Source organism: Sphingomonas aerophila (assembly GCF_014199305.1).
In the GTDB taxonomy this organism is placed as follows: domain Bacteria; phylum Pseudomonadota; class Alphaproteobacteria; order Sphingomonadales; family Sphingomonadaceae; genus Sphingomonas; species Sphingomonas aerophila.
The window spans coordinates 58,855-73,795 of sequence record NZ_JACIJK010000002.1 but is presented as its reverse complement, the minus strand read 5'-3'; the positions used below and the strand labels follow the sequence as shown (position 1 = coordinate 73,795).

Genomic DNA, 14,941 nt, shown 5'->3' with positions numbered 1-14,941 from the left:
CTTCAGCGCGCGAAAAGGTCTTCGGTGTTGAGAAAGGCGCGCAGGCCCTCGGGCGTCGCGGTGCGAACAGGATCGTCCTCTGCCGTGACCGTACCGCGCCAGGCGGTCGCGCGAAGCGGTGTTACGGAGTAGTCCGGCCGGGGATCCAGCACGTGGGGGCAGTTGGCGAGCACCACGACTAGCTCCATTTCGGCCCGCAGCAGTAGCATGCGACCGGGCGCGAACGGGCCAACCTGGGGCTCCGTGGTGCCGTCGTTCGTGACACGCACGCCTTTGAACCAGTTGATGCAGGGGTGGACGTCCTTGCGGCCAAGCCCGTGCTTGGCCGCACCCAGCACCAGGCGATCGCGCGCGTTCGGCTGCGGGCCATAGTTTTCGCCGCTGCCATAAGTGCGCGCATTGGACGCCTTGTTCGATGCGCCGCAAAAGGCATCATGAGTTCCGGCGCTGTCGTCCAATATGGTCGCCATCACCCGGCCCATGTCCGAGAGCAACAAGCGGCCCGCACCGAGATAGCCGTTCCATTGCACCTTCAGCGTGTCGGCGACGTTCAAGCGCTCCGTCGGCATCTCCGCATTGAACAGCAGCATGGAGGCGCAAGCGTCGCCCGCAAGGTCGACCAGCCGTAAACGCGTTCCCCGCGCGATGCGGCGCGAGGCGTAACCGGCGGGCGCGATCGTCTCCTCCCAGAAAACGGCGTCGGGCGCGTCCACGGCGGCGGCGGGAAGGGTGGGCATGGCCTGTACCCGGGTGCCCGCCATGGCGCGGGCATGGTCGCGGGCGCCATGTGGATCGGCGGTGCTGGTCGTCATGCGATCTCTTTCCGTGGATCGGTGTCGCCGACCGCCTCGACCAGCGCCGGCGGCGGCAGGGTCTTGCGATCGAGCGACAGGTCATAGGTGACGGTGGCGCCGAAGCGATGTGGCGCATGGGGATCATGTCGACGCTTGTCGAAGGCGAGCACGCGGGTGCCGAGCTTGAACGCCTCCCCAATGTCATGGGTCACCATGAGGATGGTCAGCCCATGCTCCTGCCAGAGTCGGGTGATCAGCGCGTGCATGTCCAGGCGAGTGCCCGGATCGAGCGCCCCAAACGGCTCGTCGAGCAACAAGATGCGGGGATGCTTGACCAACGCCTGCGCTATCGCCAGCCGCTGCTGCATCCCGCCGGACATCTGGGCGGGGTACACATCGAGGCTGTGCTCCAGGCCGACCGCAGCCAACATCTCAGCGGCCTTGTCGCGCGCCGCGCGGCGCTGGGCACCGAACAACCGCGCGGTGAAAGGCGCTTGCCCACACTCGATCCCGAACATCACGTTGCGGAGCGTCGTCAGATGGGGAAAGACGGAATAGCGCTGGAACACCACACCGCGATCGGGGCCGCATTCCGCCCGCATGGGCATGTCCCCAAGCAGCACCTGACCACGGGTCGGAGGCTCCTGTCCCAGGATCAGGCGCAGGAAAGTGCTTTTGCCGGCCCCCGAGGGCCCGACGACCGCGACGAAGCTGCCCTCCGCAAGCTGGAGCGAGACGCGCTCGAGCACGATCTTGTCGCCATATTCCACCCAGATATTGCGCAGTTCAATCAGCGCGCTCACCGGCCCGCTCCATGCGCCCACGGGAAACCGCGACGGCTCGCGAAAAGCAGCAGCGCGTCGGATGAAATAGCGAGCAGCGAAATCCAGGCGACGTAGGGAAGGATGATGTCCATCGCGAAATAGCGGCGGACCAGGAATATGCGGTAGCCAAGACCGACATCGGAGGCGACCGCCTCTGCGGCGATCAGGAATACCCAGGCCGGCCCCATCGACAGGCGCAGGGCCGCGATCAGGCGTGGCATGAGCTGCGGAAGGGCAACACGTATGGCCAGCTGCCAGCTGTTCGCGCCCAACGTTTGCGCCTTGGCGAACTGCTCCGCAGGCAAGCTCACAACAAAGCTCGTCAGGTCTCGCGTCATGAACGGGGTGATGCCGATGGCGATCAGCGCGATCTTTGAGGCTTCGTCCAGCCCGAGCACGATAAACAAAATCGGTAGCACCGCGACGGGCGGAATAACGGCTATGACCGCGACCACCGGTCCAAGTAGCGCGCGCGCGAGTGGGACAACGCCGAGAAGGAGCCCGAGGATGAGCGCCGTCCCCGTCGCAATGGCGAGCCCGACGCCGAGCCGGTACAAGCTTGCGATCGTGTCCGCGACGATAACGACCCGATCACTGGCCGGATCGCGGTCAGTGGTGAAGGCGTGTATCGCCTGGGCCATCGCGGCGAAGGTGGGCAGGACCTTGTCGGCGGGATTGTCCGCGTGCCTAGCCTCCGACGCGAGTAGGTACACGAACAACAGCGCCAGGATGGGCAGCGCGCCGAGAAGGAACCGACCGCCGCGACCTGGGCGAATGTCGATCAGCCGCGTCACAGACGGCGCGACCTGGCGTCGTTCCGCGGCCGCCTTTCGTTCAGATCCTGCGCATGTTCCAATAGAGAATTTGTCCCGTTCTCAATTTGCCCGCAGGCACAGTGAACCATTCGCCAGACCGGTGTTCGGCGTTGCAGATCCAGCGATCAGGCGTCGGCTACAATTTGCCGCTCGCAGCCAGCTTCATGTAAGTCGGATCGAAGCGCAGCTTCACGTTCTTGGGATCGCCAAGTGCCTTGCCGTTAGCGAAGCTGATCCCGATCGCGTCGACCGACCGGGCGCTCGGCCCGAACAAGCCGTGTTCGAAGCTGAACCGGCGGACCCGATCGGTCACTTTGATGAGATCAGGGCTCTCGGCATACGCCGCCGCGTCCTGCGCACGCGTATAAAGGTGGGTCGTCTTCAACTGATCACCGAAGCTTGCCTCGGTCGTGCCGGCGGCCTTGGCCATTGCAGCCCGGGCGCTGCGACCGGTCGCATCGTCGCGCGATATGGTGGCCATGGTTTCGTACCAGATGCCGGCGAGCGCCTTGCCGAGGTTTGGATTGGCCTTGAGCGTGTCCGTGCTGACGTTGAGGGTGTCGAGGATTTCGTTGGGGATCTTGGAGCTATCGAAAACTTCCGTGGCTCCCCTTTCTGCGCGGATCGTGGCGAGCTGCGGGTTCCACGTTGCAATGGCATTCACGCTCGGGGACGCGAAAGCGCCCACAATGTCGGCATCGCCGGTGTTCACCGTTTTCACGTCGGCAAGCTTCATGCCGTTCAGCTCCAGCCCGCGCGCGAGGAGGAAGTGTGAGACCGATAACTCGACCAGCTTGACCGAGCGCCCCTTGATGTCGGCTATCGAGCGGGCGTCCTTGAGCACGATACCGTCATTGCCGTTGGAATAGTCCCCAATCAGCAGCACCGTAGTGTCCTTGCCACCCGCAGCCGGGATGGTCAGCGCGTCCATGGTGGTTGAGACTACACCGTCGAGCTTTCCTGCCGCGTATTGGTTGACGGATTCAACATAGTCGTTGACCTGCACCAGACGGATGTTGATGCCGTACTTGTCGGCCCATTTCTTCACGATGCCCGCCTGCTGGGCATAAGGCCACGGCATCCACCCGGTGTAGATGGACCAGCCGATTGAGAAGTCCTTCTTTGATGCTTCTGCGCCGGCCGTTCCGGACTGTCCGGATTTGCTGCAACCGTTCAGCGACATCATTGCGGCTATCGCTGCGACCCCGCTGAACCATTGTCGACCTACCATCCGCGATACCCCTTCTGCCGCCGCGGCCCTGTTCGCTCATCACCGCCCGTCAGGCGGGGGCGGCAAGAAGGGCGTTGAAATCGCGGCAATTGATCTTGGGACCACGTTGCCGGGGGCGGGGGCATCAATGAAGGTAGAAAATTCTAATGCTGCTCATAGACGGAATCTATGACCGGTACTGCGCCTTTCGCCGCCGGAGCACCTCGTCCAAGAACAACTGGGTTGCGGTGTCGCGGGACGCCTCCGCCCGTGCGAGAAGGAAGATATCGTAAGATGGCTCCGCGTCAGTGTAGAGCAGAGGCCAAAGGCGACCCTGCGAGACTGCAGTCTCTGCTGCGAGCACCGGCAAAAACCCCAGGCCGACACCCAGGGAGATCAGGCGGATGGCCTCGTTTACATCCTCTGCACGGCCGGTTGGGTTTGTGCCTAACCTGTAACGGCGGCGAAGGCGGGTGATGGTGTCGAGTTCGTCCTCGCCGGTAAGGACGAATGGTTCGTCCTTCAGGTCACCTAACCGCTCCACCCGATGGCCGAACAGCGGATGGCTTCGGGAGCAATAAAGCTGCTGGCGCTCGACGAACAAAGGTTCGTAGATCAGGCCGGCACGGACATTGCTGTCATAGCCAACACCGACTTCGGCTTCGCCATGGTCCAAGGCGTCGAGGACGGCTCGCCACGGGGATACGCGGATCTCGATGTGGATTTGCGGATTACGGCGGTGGAAACTCGCGATGGACTGATCGAACTCGGGCGATGCGATCGCTGAGATGAGCTGGATCCTAACCGCGCCCTGGACCCGCTTCGTCGCTTGCGCGACCTGATGGGGAACCATCCGGGCCGTTTCCAGCATGTCCTCGCAAAGCTTCAGAAGCGCGGTCCCTGCGGCCGTGGTCCTGATCCCTGTTGCGGATCGCTCGAGCAACTGAACCCCGACCTGTTCTTCCAGTCGCTTCAGCGCAGCGCTGATGCTGGGTTGCTGCTTGTTCAGCCTTCGCGCGGCAGCGCCGATACCGCCGGCGCTGACGATCTCGACAAATGTGCGCAGAAGATTCCAGTCGACGCGGCTGGCGAAATTACGGTCAAGCAAGGTCGCATGATCGACCAAAAACTGTGCTCCCACATGTTGCAGGAGCTTACCTTACCCGCGCCTCGGTCTTGCGCAACGCGCTTGGTGGCTCAGGACCCTGAAGCAATTGCCGGCATGGCGCCGCGATCACGTGCCTAGCAGGCGCTTGCGAAACAGTGTCTTGACCATTTTGTCCTCCAGAACACGCCCAATGAGGTAGAGTGCCGCGAAGATGCCGGCGAAGACATAAGCTGCGGTGGGCGAGGGCTTCTTATCCCCGTCTTCCTTGTCCTTGTCTTTTTTGCTGGGCTTCTCGGGGGCTGGCGCTCCCAGGAATTGATCAATTGGGTTCAGCCTCATCTTCGCCTCCCGGGCTGCCTTCTTCTTGGCATCCGCTTCCTTCTTGGCCTTATCCGCAGCCTCAGTCTCAGGCTTCTGGAGCTTCCCCACTGCAACAGTGACTTGAGAGATGCACAGGAACAGCACCGGCGCTAGGAAGCAGAACAGCAGCGCCCGGCTGATCAAGTGATATTCCAGAACGGGTCCGGTGGGGCCGCGCCCGACCCGAAGCGTGCCCTCATCGAAAACGGACATCTTGTCCTGCGCGGGCTGGTCCTTCTTGCGGAAGCTTAGCGTGTCACCGGCCCGTTCATGTCGGGTGCCAGTCTGGCGAAACAGAGGATCGAGCCTGTCCAGGGCGTCTTCGCTGGTTTGCCCTGGAGCGAGGGCGAGACTGCCTCTGACATGCCAGATCCAATTAATGAGACGCGTATTCATGCGTGTTCCTTCGGACAGTCTGTCGGCGCTTGCGCGATTGTGTTGGCCTTTGCCGAGCCGGCCGGGACGACGGCCCTGCGAGCGCTCTGAGCGACATATGACGGTGGTGCCACGACTCTGTCATTCCGCCGGCATCGCCACTCGCCGGCCGAAACGTTCCTTGATCGCCTTCCAGCTCTCGGAGAACGGATATACCATGGTCTCGCGGATCGACATGCGGCGGCCACCCTCCATCCCGAGCAGTTCTGCTTCCCCGTCCACGCAGGTGCCGAACATGCGGTCGATGATGATCCAGGTGTTAGAGTAGTTGCTGCGGCTTGCTTCGAAATCCTGCGAATGGTGAACGCTATGATGCTCGGTGGTGTTGAACAAGAAGCGCCACCATTTGGGCGAGTTGAAGCGGACGTTGATGTGCTGATACGTCCCGACCGCCAAACCGAATGTGCCGGCTAGAAGCGCGGCACGGGGCAGAAAGTCGAAGAAGCCGCCCACCCCGAGCCCGATCAGGAACAGCTCGACCGGGTTGCCTACCGCGCCCTTGTTGACGTTGAGCTGGGTGATGTAGTGGTGCGGCGCATGGGTTACCCAGAGCGGGTACCAGTTATGCATGCCCCGATGCATCCAGTACTGACCGAAGTCGAAGACGAACGAGATCAGAAAAGCCTGCAAGAGCAGGGGCAGGCCCATGAACCATGCGAACTTGTCCCAGCTCAGCACGTGTTGCACAGCCTCGATCATCGCGCCGTCGCCGATATAGCTGTCTACAAGTCTAAGAACGGTGAAGCCTAGGCCGACGTAGAAGAGGTCGGTGGCCAGTTCCTTCCAGGTCAGTCTCCAGCTTTCGTGACGTGGCGCAAGCCATTCCAATCCCAAAAGCAGCAACTTGAACCCGACGCCGATGCCGATTGCGGTGGACGCCTTCGCAATTGAATTTGGCGCGTAGAACCAGAAAGCGATCAGGGCGAACAGCATCGCCGGCTGAAAACACGTGAAAAACAGTCGCTTGAGCGGGCCGCCCTCGACCTTTGGGATGTTCTCCCATCCCACGGTTACGGGAGCCTGTGCCCCGATGATCCTGTTGCCTACGCGAACTCCGGCCATTCTGTCCCCGCAATGTGAAGTTGCCAGGTGAGAGTGACTCAAAATCCGCATGAACGTCATACGTCATCGGACGTATGAACCTGAGCGCGAGAACTCACCAACCCAGTTACACTCACGGTGAGAAGCGCGAAACGTGGCGAGTTGCACGGCTGGCTATGCGGCTGATCCGTTCTCCACGCCTAGCCGGCTTTTCTCGCGTGATCATGCGCAGCGCTTGCCTCCGTCATGGCATCGCCATGATCAAGAGCCCAAGCGCACAGTGCCTCGAACGGCTGACGCAACGAATGGCCCAATGGAGTGATCGCGTATTCCACGCCGATGGGAGCGGTCGGCAGCACGGTGCGCGTCACCAGGCCATTCCTCTCCAACCGCTTCAATGCGTCCGCAAGCGCCTTGTGAGTGATTCCGTGGAGTCGCCGCTTTATCTCGTTGAAGCGCGATGGCTTCGGACAAAGCACTGTCAGGATCATGATCGTCCACTTGTCCGCGATCTTGTCCAAAACCGGCCGCAGGCGCGCCATGTTGGACAGTGCCTGCTCCGAGAGTTGCTCGAGGTCGGTATCGTTTGCCATATCTAGGCTAATCATAGTGCGTTCTTGATACCAGATATAGCCTGTATATCTTCCGAGCCATCACTCACGATGGGATGGCACGATGGCGACGATGACGAACAAGGTTGCGTTGGTTGTGGGAGGCGCAAAGGGGATCGGCTTCGCGATCGCTGAACGATTGGCGTCGGAGGGAGCGGTGGTGTTCCTTACGGGGCGACGTGCCGAGGAAGTAGAGCAGGCCGCCAGCGATATCGGCCGAGGAGCGCGTGGGATCGTCGCGGACGCAAGCGTAGCGCAGGACCTCAGGAGGGTGGTGCACGAAATCCAGGACGCGCATGGCCGGATTGACGCCCTGGTCCTCAATGCCGGGATCTCGGAACCGGCGAGCCTGATTGACGAGACGCCTGAGCATTTCGACCGCCATTTCGCAGTCAACGTTCGTGGCCCGGTCTTCGGGCTGCAGGCAGCGCTGCCGGCGATCAGGGATGGTGGCGCGGTCGTGCTGATCGGATCTATCGCAGATGTCGCAGGCATCTCACCCTATGGTACCTATGCCGCGACAAAGGCTGCGCTGCGTTCGTACGCACGCACCTGGACGGTGGAACTCGCGCCGCGCGGCATTCGTGTGAACGTGGTGGCGCCGGGCCCGACCGACACGGACATGATGGCGCGCGTACCCGAAGAGGGGCGTGCTGCCTTGATTGCTCCCATCCCGCTCGGGCGCATGGCGCGCCCGGCTGAAGTGGCTGCGGCCGCACTATTCCTGCTCAGCGACGAGGCGAGCTATATCGCTGGAGCCGAGTTGTGTGTGGATGGCGGGATGCGTCAAGTCTGAGGCATCGACCACCCTTGGCCATCTGACGTGCTGTTGCCCAACGTCGAGGGGTCGGAGGCCTTCCACAGCGGCTGCTCTGGTCAGCGCGCGGGTCGTTGGCGGACGGACTCCAATAGCCGTCAGTGCCGAAGGGGTATGTAGTAAGGTGAGGAGCCGCCTCCTTTGGATGGCGGCCCCTTGTTCATTGGCTCGCCCGCGCCCAGGTCACGCTGGCTTGGGGCAAGCCGCGCGTAGGTCAACACCCCCGAACCTGTGCCTTGGTAGGGCTGATATGCTAGAGCCCGCTCTATGTCCAACTCCCGAAGCAATACTGGCACGGTCTACGTCGATGGCGTCACATATGATTGGCGCCTGCAGCGCGAACCGCATCTGTCGGACGACGAGGGTTGGAAGGGAATGACGATTGCCCTCGTTCAGCGGGATGCCAAGCGCGAAGCATTGCTGGAATTTCCTCCTCCCAAGCGGCTGTTGAAAGGGTTGCCGCGCGGTCGTCTGCAGCTTGATGACGCGACGATTGCGCGGTGCGTGCGCGCCGCTACGTCGGCCGGCTGGGAGCCAATGTCGCGCGGTAAACCCGTGATGTTTGCGGTCGACGCCGAAGGGAACTGAGGCGCCGGCGCGAACGCGATCGGAACGGACGTGGGCACATCTTCCTTGCTGTCCGCGATTCCGAAGCCACTCTAGCGCATTCCGCTGACCCGTGTTCCAACGGCTCTGCATTGCTCGCTCGCTCGAACGCTGGCCAAGGTTGGCGAACCAACCCAAACCATAGTGGCGCGTTTCGAGGATCACTGCGAATTGCCGGTTCCGCCTGTCAGGCGATGTGACCCGCGCGGATGATGTCAGTGCCGCACTCGTGCCCATCCACTAACCGAAGATCACAGGATCCCTAGCTGCCGGGCTCATGGCGGACCGCGTTTCAAGCCACCCAGGCCGAAGCTGGTCCGATCCTTGTCTAAGGACCGCCCAGCAACTGGAGAAGATATGGTGGACGCACTTGGGCTCGAACCAAGGACCCGCTGATTAAGAGTCAGCTGCTCTACCAACTGAGCTATGCGTCCATGACCGGCTGACCCGGTTCCGAAGAACCGTTCCGCGATCGGGAGTGGCGCCGTTAGCAACCGCTCTTCGCAGTTGCAAACGGTTTTTTGCGTTACCAGCGCTGACGACGCCGGTTCTGGCGATCGATGCTCATCAAAATGCCGAGCGACAGAAGCACCGTGAGCTGGGCCGAACTGCCGAAGCTGACCAAGGGCAATGGGATACCGACCACGGGGGCAAGCCCCATGACCATCGACAGATTGATAGCAACATAGAAGAAGATGGTAGTGGCGAGCCCTGCCGCGGTCAGCCGGGCAAAGCGCCCCTCGGCCGCCTGCGCGACTTCCAGCCCCCAACGTATGACCAGGAGAAACGCGAGGATCAGAAGGCACCCGCCCACGAGTCCCCACTCCTCTGCCATGGTGGCGAACACAAAGTCGGTGTGGCCCTCTGGCAAGTAGTCGAGATGGCTTTGCGTGCCCTGCAGGAAACCCTTACCCCAGATGCCGCCCGAGCCGATCGCGATCTTCGACTGGCTGATATGGTACCCGGTGCCAAGCGGGTCGCTTTCCGGGTCAAGGAAGATCAGCACGCGGTTGCGCTGATAGCCGTGGAGCAGGTGATTGACCGCGAGCGGCGCGGCGACGGCCAGCAATGCGGCCCCGCCGATAAATAGCCGGAGCGGGATGCCGGCCAGGAACATGACTGTGGCGCCGCTCGCACAGATCATCAGCGCCGTGCCGAGATCGGGCTGCAGCATGACGAGGGCGGCCGGTATTCCGATCAGGGCCGCTGCCGGCAACGTACCCGAGAGACGACGCAACTCACCAATCGGCAACATCTCGTAAAAGCGGGCACAGGCCAGCACGATCGCTGGCTTCATGAATTCGGAGGGCTGGAGGCGGATAACGCCCAGGTCGAGCCATCGCTGTGATCCGCCCGAAACCTTGCCCAGCAGTTCCACCGCGAGCAGGGCGACGACGATCAGGCCATAGACGGGTAAAGCGCCCTTTCGCCACACGTCCTCTCGCACCCGCGAAAGGGCGAGGGCGGCGCCGAGCAGAACGAAGAAGCGGATCCCCTGTCCCAGTGCCCAGGGGCGCAGACTGCCGCCAGCCGCCGAAAAGAGTACCACCTGTCCGAACAACCCGATCGCCAGCACCAGGCCGATCACTCGCCAGGGCAGAACAGCCACCGCATCGGGCACGAAGCGAGAGCGGCTCATTGCTGTGTCCCTTCGGTGGTGCCATCTTCGGCGATCGTGTCGCCGGTTGGGCCGTCACCTTCCAGCGTCGCCGCCTGTTTGTCCGCCTGGGTCGTCGCGGCGGCAACAGCGGGTGCGTTGCTCGGCACCACGGCATCGTTCTTCGTCGCGACCGCCGCAGGGGGAAGGTTACGCGCCGCTCGATACTCCGCTGCCTGTGCCGCCATGCGGGTCGGGATGTCGCCGCCCCAGGTCGGCTCGACCTCGGCCAGCGATTTTATCGCGCGATCGCGGTCGAACAGGTACGTCACGATGTCGCGCCCGATCATGGGCGTGTCCAAATTGCGAACGGTATGGCCGTTATGCTCCAGTACCACCGCTGCCGCGTAGCGCGGATTGTCCGCCGGCGCGAAGCACACGAACAGGGCATGGTCGCGCAGTTTGAAGGGCAGGGAGGCGTTGCCGAGTACGCCCGACCGACGCTCTGCCATGGTGATGCGGCGCACCTGCGCGGTGCCGGTCTTGGCGGCAAGGCTGACGCCGGGCACGTACATGCGGGCAGCGCCGCCAGTGCCCCCGCCATTCACCACGCCCCACATCGCCTCTCGTACCGTGGCGAAGTGCTCCGGCGAGATTGGCAGGGGGGGCGGGTTGTTGTCGATCTGGTCCGCGAGCAGGGTTGGCTGCAGGACACGCCCGGACCCAAGCCGCGCCGCCATGATGGCGAGCTGCAACGGATTTACGAGGACGTAGCCCTGACCGATCGAAGCGTTCAGCCCGTCAGCGACCGTCCACTTCGTCTTGTACTTCTTGAGCTTCCACGCGGAGTCAGGAACAGTCCCGTATCGCTGGCTCCCAAAGGGCAGGACGAACTTCTGGCCCAGCCCCAAAGACCGCGCAAGCGGCGCAATCGCATCATAGCCGACCCGGCGGATCATCTCGTAGAAGTAGATGTCGCAGCTCTGCATGATGGCGTTGCGCAGATCGAGCGGGCCATGCCCGCCGCGTTTGTGGCAGTGAAAGACGCTGGATCCCAAGCGCATCGCGCCCGAGCAGTTGACCCTGTCCGACGCTCCCACGCCTGCCGCGAGCAGGGCGAGGCCGTTCATCGGCTTCACGGTGGATCCCGGCGGATACAGCCCCTGGGTGACCTTGTTCATCAACGGGACGTGGTCGTTCCCCGACAACATGTCCCATTCGAGGTGGCTGATCCCCGCTGAAAAGCTGTTCGGGTCGTATGCCGGCATCGACACCATGGCGAGCATCTCGCCCGTCCGGCAGTCGATCACGACCGCCGAGCCCGAATTCGTGCCAAGCCGCCGCGCGGCATAATCCTGCAGCCCCGCGTCGATCGTCAGGCGATGGTTCCGGCCCGGCACGTCCGGCCGGGTCGGAAGCTCGGCCACAAGCTTGCCGCGGGATGTGACCTCCACCCGCTTCGCGCCCGGCGTACCGCGCAACTCATGCTCCAACGCGCGTTCCAGACCGTCCTTGCCGAGCTTGAACCCCGGCGTGACGAGTAACTGATCGTGTGTTTCACGAAACTGCTCGGCGGTGGGAGCGCCCACATAGCCGGTCAGGTGCGCCACGGCGGCGCCCAACGGGTAGCTGCGCGCGAAATTTCGGGTTGGCGCCACCCCCGGCAATTCGGGTAGGCGGACGCTGACGGCGGCGAAGCGCTCCCAGTCCAGATCCTCGGCCACGGCGACGGGCTGGAACCCGGCGGCGTGCTTCAGGTCAATGCGCACCCGCTCCATATCCTGCGGGGTCAGGCGAAGCAGCACTTCCAGCGCGCGCAGCACGCGCTCACGCCCTTCATCGCCGCCTTCCAGCCGGTCCGGGATAATATCGACGCGAAAACTAGTCCGGTTGTTGGCGATCGGCGCGCCGTTCCGATCCACGATCCAGCCACGTCGTGGGGGTATCAGGGTCATGTTGACCCGGTTCGACTCCGCCAACTGGCTAAATCGGGCATTTTCCGCCACGGCCAGCCATCCCATGCGGCCGGCCAGCAGCACGCCAACGCCCGCCTGCCCAGCGCCCAGCAACCAGGCACGGCGTGAAAAGCTGAACGCCTGGCTGGCTTCCGTGACCAGGCGAGGCTGGCGCCTCATCGCGGCTGCCCCCGCTTGCGGTCCACCCAGGCGACAAGGCGTGCCGTCGCCGGAAACAGTGCCACGGCGATTGCGATCTGCGCCAGCGCGGCGCCGTCCACGACCATCCCAATCGGTAACGCAAACAGCCGTCCGCCCAGCAAGGTCGCCGCAATCGCGCCGGTGGCGATGGTCCAATCCTGCCAGAAGTCGCGCATCCCCAACCGCTGTTCAACTAGATCGATCCCCAGGAAACATAGGGACCACAGCAGGACCGCGCTACCGAGCGGCTGTCCGCTGACCAGATCGTCCACCAGGCCGAGCGGTGCGGCGGCCCATGGCCGCAGCGCAAAGGGCGCCAGCAGTCGCCAGGTCAGGAGCATCAGAAGCCCGAATGGCGGCATCAACGGAATGTTCGCGACGGCCGGCCAAGCCGTCACCGCTGATCCGCCGATCACCGTCGCCCAGGGAAGTGCCCGCGCGCGACCAGGCGGCAAAGTCCGCGCAAAGGGGCGATACTCAATCCCGCTCACGGCGTTATCCCGCCACCGATCGGCGGAACCTCTGGCCGGGATGGCGGCGGAACCGGCAGGAAAGGCTCCTGCACCAGGGCAACGTCCAGCGTGTCGGCGGGCGCTAGCGGCTCCGCTGCGACGGAGTCGGCACCTGCGGCCTGCACGCGGGCGACGGGCACGTTCGGCGGGTAGATGCCGCCAGTGCCCGTCGTGACGAACAAGTCGCCAACTGCAAAACGAGCATTGGCAAGCGTCACGGAACGCAGATCAACGCGGCCATCACCGCGCCCGACCGCGATCGCGGGCAAGCCGTCCCGCGCGCGACGAACAGGGACAATACTGTTCGGGTCGCTCAGCAGCAGCACTCGCGCCACCGCCGGCCCGGTTTCGACAACCCTGCCGATCAGTCCAAGCGGGCCACGCACCGGCATGCCCGGGCGCACGCCCTGGAAGCGACCCGCATTGAGCAGGGCAAAGCGCCGCCCGCTAGACGCGGTGGAACTGACCAGCCGGGCAGCGACAACAGTGTGTGCCTCCCGATCGCGCAGCGCGAGCAAGGTGCGCAGGCGCCTGTTTTCATAAGCGATCGCTCGGGCACGAAGCACCAGCGTCTGGTTGCGCTTCACTGCCTCACGGAGCTGAGCGTTCTCCTGACGTACGAAAAAGTGGGTGCTGATCGCCTCGGGGATCGACCAAATGCCCCGGCCCAGTGCCGCTGCCGTGGTCGAAACCGGCGCAGTGACCGATGCCGCGGCCATGCGCAGGCCGGCAAACAGGGGAGGGTCGAACCGTGATATGACGAGCAACGCTGCCCCGAGCAACGCGCCCGCCACGGCAAGCACATAGCTGAGGAACACCAGGGTCTGCCGTCGCCGGGAGAAGCCGGTGCGGCGATCAGGGGAAAGCGCCACGCGCGGGGTTCCGTTAATTGCCCGGCACCGGCCGGGCATTTGCCGTGCAGCCGGTGAGGAAAGGCACGATCCCGCTCATTATCCCGTCAGCCCGGACCCCGGCGAACCGCCGGGGTGACCAATCCAATGCCTTCAGCCTCAGCCGTTCAGCAGCACGCCACGAAATATCGGGTCTTCCAACGCCCGCCCGGTGCCGAGCGCAACGCAGGTCAGCGGGTCTTCCGCCACTGTCACCGGCAATCCGGTTTCGTCGCGCAGCACCTCGTCCAGCCCTTCCAGCAGCGCACCGCCGCCAGTCAACACGATGCCCTGGTCGACAATGTCGGCCGCAAGCTCCGGCGCAGTGTTTTCGAGCGCGACTCGCACGCCCTCAACAATCGTTGCAACCGGTTCGGATAATGCCTCGGCGATCTGACCCTGGTTGATCTGGATTTCCTTGGGCACGCCGTTGACGAGGTCGCGCCCCTTGATGTGGATCGTCTTGCCGATCCCATCAGCCGGCGGACGCGCCGTTCCGACTTCCTGCTTGATGCGTTCGGCAGTCGCCTCACCGATCAACAGGTTGTGGTTGCGGCGCACATAGGAAACGATCGCCTCGTCCATCTTGTCCCCGCCGACACGGACGGAGGTGGTATAAGCAAGGCCGCGCAGCGACAGCACCGCGACTTCGGTCGTGCCCCCGCCAATGTCGACCACCATCGAACCGATCGGCTCGGTCACGGGCATGTCCGCTCCGATCGCGGCTGCCATCGGCTCTTCGATCAGGAAGACTTGGCTTGCACCGGCGTTCGATGCGGCATCGCGAATCGCGCGGCGTTCAACCTTGGTCGATCCCGACGGTACGCAGATCACGATCTGGGGCCAGCGGGCGAAGCGGCGTGGGCCGTGCACCTTCTGAATGAAGAACTTGATCATCTGCTCGGCGACGTCGATGTCAGCGATCACGCCGTCACGCAGCGGCCGAATCGCCTCGATCGTGCCCGGCGTCTTGCCCATCATCAGCTTGGCATCGTCACCAACTGCCTTCACCCGCTTGGCGCCGTTGATCGTCTCGATCGCGACCACGGAAGGCTCGTTGAGCACGATGCCGCGACCGCGGACATAGACCACCGTATTCGCGGTGCCGAGGTCGATCGCCATGTCGTGCGACATGAATTTGAGAAAGCGCGGAAAGGCCATGGGG

The 14,941-nt window shown here is 63.6% G+C and carries 15 protein-coding genes and 1 tRNA gene; 2 read left to right on the top strand and 14 right to left on the bottom strand.

Annotated elements, in window-relative coordinates; translation table 11 throughout:
* Positions 1–2: 2 nt before the first annotated feature.
* The 8 genes from FHS94_RS03135 to FHS94_RS03100 form a co-directional block, all read right to left on the bottom strand.
* A complete protein-coding gene (locus tag FHS94_RS03135) occupies positions 3–812 on the bottom strand; it encodes an urea amidolyase associated protein UAAP1 (protein ID WP_184054590.1) in 810 nt (269 codons plus the stop codon).
* Positions 809–1,597, bottom strand: a complete 789-nt coding sequence (locus FHS94_RS03130; RefSeq protein WP_184054588.1) for an ATP-binding cassette domain-containing protein — start codon at positions 1,595–1,597, stop codon at positions 809–811. The genes FHS94_RS03135 and FHS94_RS03130 overlap by 4 nt, the downstream gene beginning before the upstream one ends.
* Positions 1,594–2,412: an ABC transporter permease subunit gene (locus tag FHS94_RS03125; protein WP_184054587.1), complete on the bottom strand. Its 819-nt coding sequence runs from the start codon at positions 2,410–2,412 to the stop codon at positions 1,594–1,596. The genes FHS94_RS03130 and FHS94_RS03125 overlap by 4 nt, the downstream gene beginning before the upstream one ends.
* 157 nt (positions 2,413–2,569) lie before the next feature.
* Positions 2,570–3,619 carry a putative urea ABC transporter substrate-binding protein gene (locus tag FHS94_RS03120; protein WP_221234518.1) on the bottom strand — a complete coding sequence of 350 codons (1,050 nt, stop codon included), beginning with the start codon at positions 3,617–3,619 and terminating at the stop codon, positions 2,570–2,572.
* 211 nt (positions 3,620–3,830) lie between these two features.
* Entirely contained in the window at positions 3,831–4,769 is a 939-nt protein-coding gene (locus FHS94_RS03115) for a LysR family transcriptional regulator (protein WP_184054583.1), read from the bottom strand.
* Between the two features lie 108 nt (positions 4,770–4,877).
* Positions 4,878–5,507 carry a hypothetical protein gene (locus FHS94_RS03110; RefSeq protein WP_184054581.1) on the bottom strand — a complete coding sequence of 210 codons (630 nt, stop codon included), beginning with the start codon at positions 5,505–5,507 and terminating at the stop codon, positions 4,878–4,880.
* A gap of 120 nt (positions 5,508–5,627) precedes the next feature.
* Positions 5,628–6,608 carry a sterol desaturase family protein gene (locus tag FHS94_RS03105; protein WP_184054579.1) on the bottom strand — a complete coding sequence of 327 codons (981 nt, stop codon included), beginning with the start codon at positions 6,606–6,608 and terminating at the stop codon, positions 5,628–5,630.
* Positions 6,609–6,787: 179 nt separating this feature from the next.
* Positions 6,788–7,180, bottom strand: a complete 393-nt coding sequence (locus FHS94_RS03100) for a winged helix-turn-helix transcriptional regulator (RefSeq protein ID WP_184055258.1) — start codon at positions 7,178–7,180, stop codon at positions 6,788–6,790.
* Positions 7,181–7,262: 82 nt separating this feature from the next.
* On the opposite strand from FHS94_RS03100, the gene FHS94_RS03095 reads away from it, so the two are divergent.
* Together FHS94_RS03095 and FHS94_RS03090 are read left to right on the top strand one after the other, a co-directional pair.
* Positions 7,263–7,994 (top strand): SDR family NAD(P)-dependent oxidoreductase, encoded by a 732-nt coding sequence (locus tag FHS94_RS03095; protein WP_184054577.1) that lies wholly within the window; start codon positions 7,263–7,265, stop codon positions 7,992–7,994.
* Between the two features lie 288 nt (positions 7,995–8,282).
* Positions 8,283–8,603 carry a hypothetical protein gene (locus FHS94_RS03090; RefSeq protein ID WP_184054575.1) on the top strand — a complete coding sequence of 107 codons (321 nt, stop codon included), beginning with the start codon at positions 8,283–8,285 and terminating at the stop codon, positions 8,601–8,603.
* A 376-nt stretch (positions 8,604–8,979) separates the two neighbouring features.
* Here FHS94_RS03090 and FHS94_RS03085 read toward each other — a convergent pair.
* The 6 genes from FHS94_RS03085 to FHS94_RS03060 all read right to left on the bottom strand — a co-directional run bounded on the left by FHS94_RS03085 (position 8,980) and on the right by FHS94_RS03060 (position 14,937).
* A tRNA-Lys gene (locus FHS94_RS03085) sits at positions 8,980–9,055 on the bottom strand.
* Between the two features lie 92 nt (positions 9,056–9,147).
* Positions 9,148–10,260 carry a rod shape-determining protein RodA gene (gene rodA, locus FHS94_RS03080; RefSeq protein WP_184054573.1) on the bottom strand — a complete coding sequence of 371 codons (1,113 nt, stop codon included), beginning with the start codon at positions 10,258–10,260 and terminating at the stop codon, positions 9,148–9,150.
* Entirely contained in the window at positions 10,257–12,353 is a 2,097-nt protein-coding gene (gene mrdA / locus FHS94_RS03075) for a penicillin-binding protein 2 (protein WP_184054571.1), read from the bottom strand. Before mrdA ends, rodA begins: the two co-directional genes overlap by 4 nt.
* Positions 12,350–12,865 carry a rod shape-determining protein MreD gene (mreD, locus tag FHS94_RS03070; RefSeq protein ID WP_184054569.1) on the bottom strand — a complete coding sequence of 172 codons (516 nt, stop codon included), beginning with the start codon at positions 12,863–12,865 and terminating at the stop codon, positions 12,350–12,352. Before mreD ends, mrdA begins: the two co-directional genes overlap by 4 nt.
* The gene (locus tag FHS94_RS03065) at positions 12,862–13,758 is read right to left on the bottom strand and encodes a rod shape-determining protein MreC (RefSeq protein ID WP_184054567.1); all 897 of its coding nucleotides are present in this window, start codon (positions 13,756–13,758) and stop codon (positions 12,862–12,864) included. Before FHS94_RS03065 ends, mreD begins: the two co-directional genes overlap by 4 nt.
* Before the next feature lie 138 nt (positions 13,759–13,896).
* Positions 13,897–14,937 (bottom strand): rod shape-determining protein, encoded by a 1,041-nt coding sequence (locus FHS94_RS03060; RefSeq protein ID WP_184054565.1) that lies wholly within the window; start codon positions 14,935–14,937, stop codon positions 13,897–13,899.
* Positions 14,938–14,941 lie beyond the last annotated feature (4 nt).

What these genes read in the sequence shown, in the direction of transcription:
- rodA (WP_184054573.1), bottom strand. Translation starts at nt 10,260, where the DNA reads ATGAGCCGCTCTCGCTTCGTGCCCGATGCGGTGGCTGTTCTGCCCTGG.
- FHS94_RS03110 (WP_184054581.1), bottom strand. Translation starts at nt 5,507, where the DNA reads ATGAATACGCGTCTCATTAATTGGATCTGGCATGTCAGAGGCAGTCTC.
- mrdA (WP_184054571.1), bottom strand. Translation starts at nt 12,353, where the DNA reads ATGAGGCGCCAGCCTCGCCTGGTCACGGAAGCCAGCCAGGCGTTCAGC.
- FHS94_RS03060 (WP_184054565.1), bottom strand. Translation starts at nt 14,937, where the DNA reads ATGGCCTTTCCGCGCTTTCTCAAATTCATGTCGCACGACATGGCGATC.
- FHS94_RS03135 (WP_184054590.1), bottom strand. Translation starts at nt 812, where the DNA reads ATGACGACCAGCACCGCCGATCCACATGGCGCCCGCGACCATGCCCGC.
- FHS94_RS03095 (WP_184054577.1), top strand. Translation starts at nt 7,263, where the DNA reads ATGGCGACGATGACGAACAAGGTTGCGTTGGTTGTGGGAGGCGCAAAG.
- FHS94_RS03120 (WP_221234518.1), bottom strand. Translation starts at nt 3,619, where the DNA reads ATGATGTCGCTGAACGGTTGCAGCAAATCCGGACAGTCCGGAACGGCC.
- FHS94_RS03090 (WP_184054575.1), top strand. Translation starts at nt 8,283, where the DNA reads ATGTCCAACTCCCGAAGCAATACTGGCACGGTCTACGTCGATGGCGTC.
- FHS94_RS03105 (WP_184054579.1), bottom strand. Translation starts at nt 6,608, where the DNA reads ATGGCCGGAGTTCGCGTAGGCAACAGGATCATCGGGGCACAGGCTCCC.
- FHS94_RS03100 (WP_184055258.1), bottom strand. Translation starts at nt 7,180, where the DNA reads ATGGCAAACGATACCGACCTCGAGCAACTCTCGGAGCAGGCACTGTCC.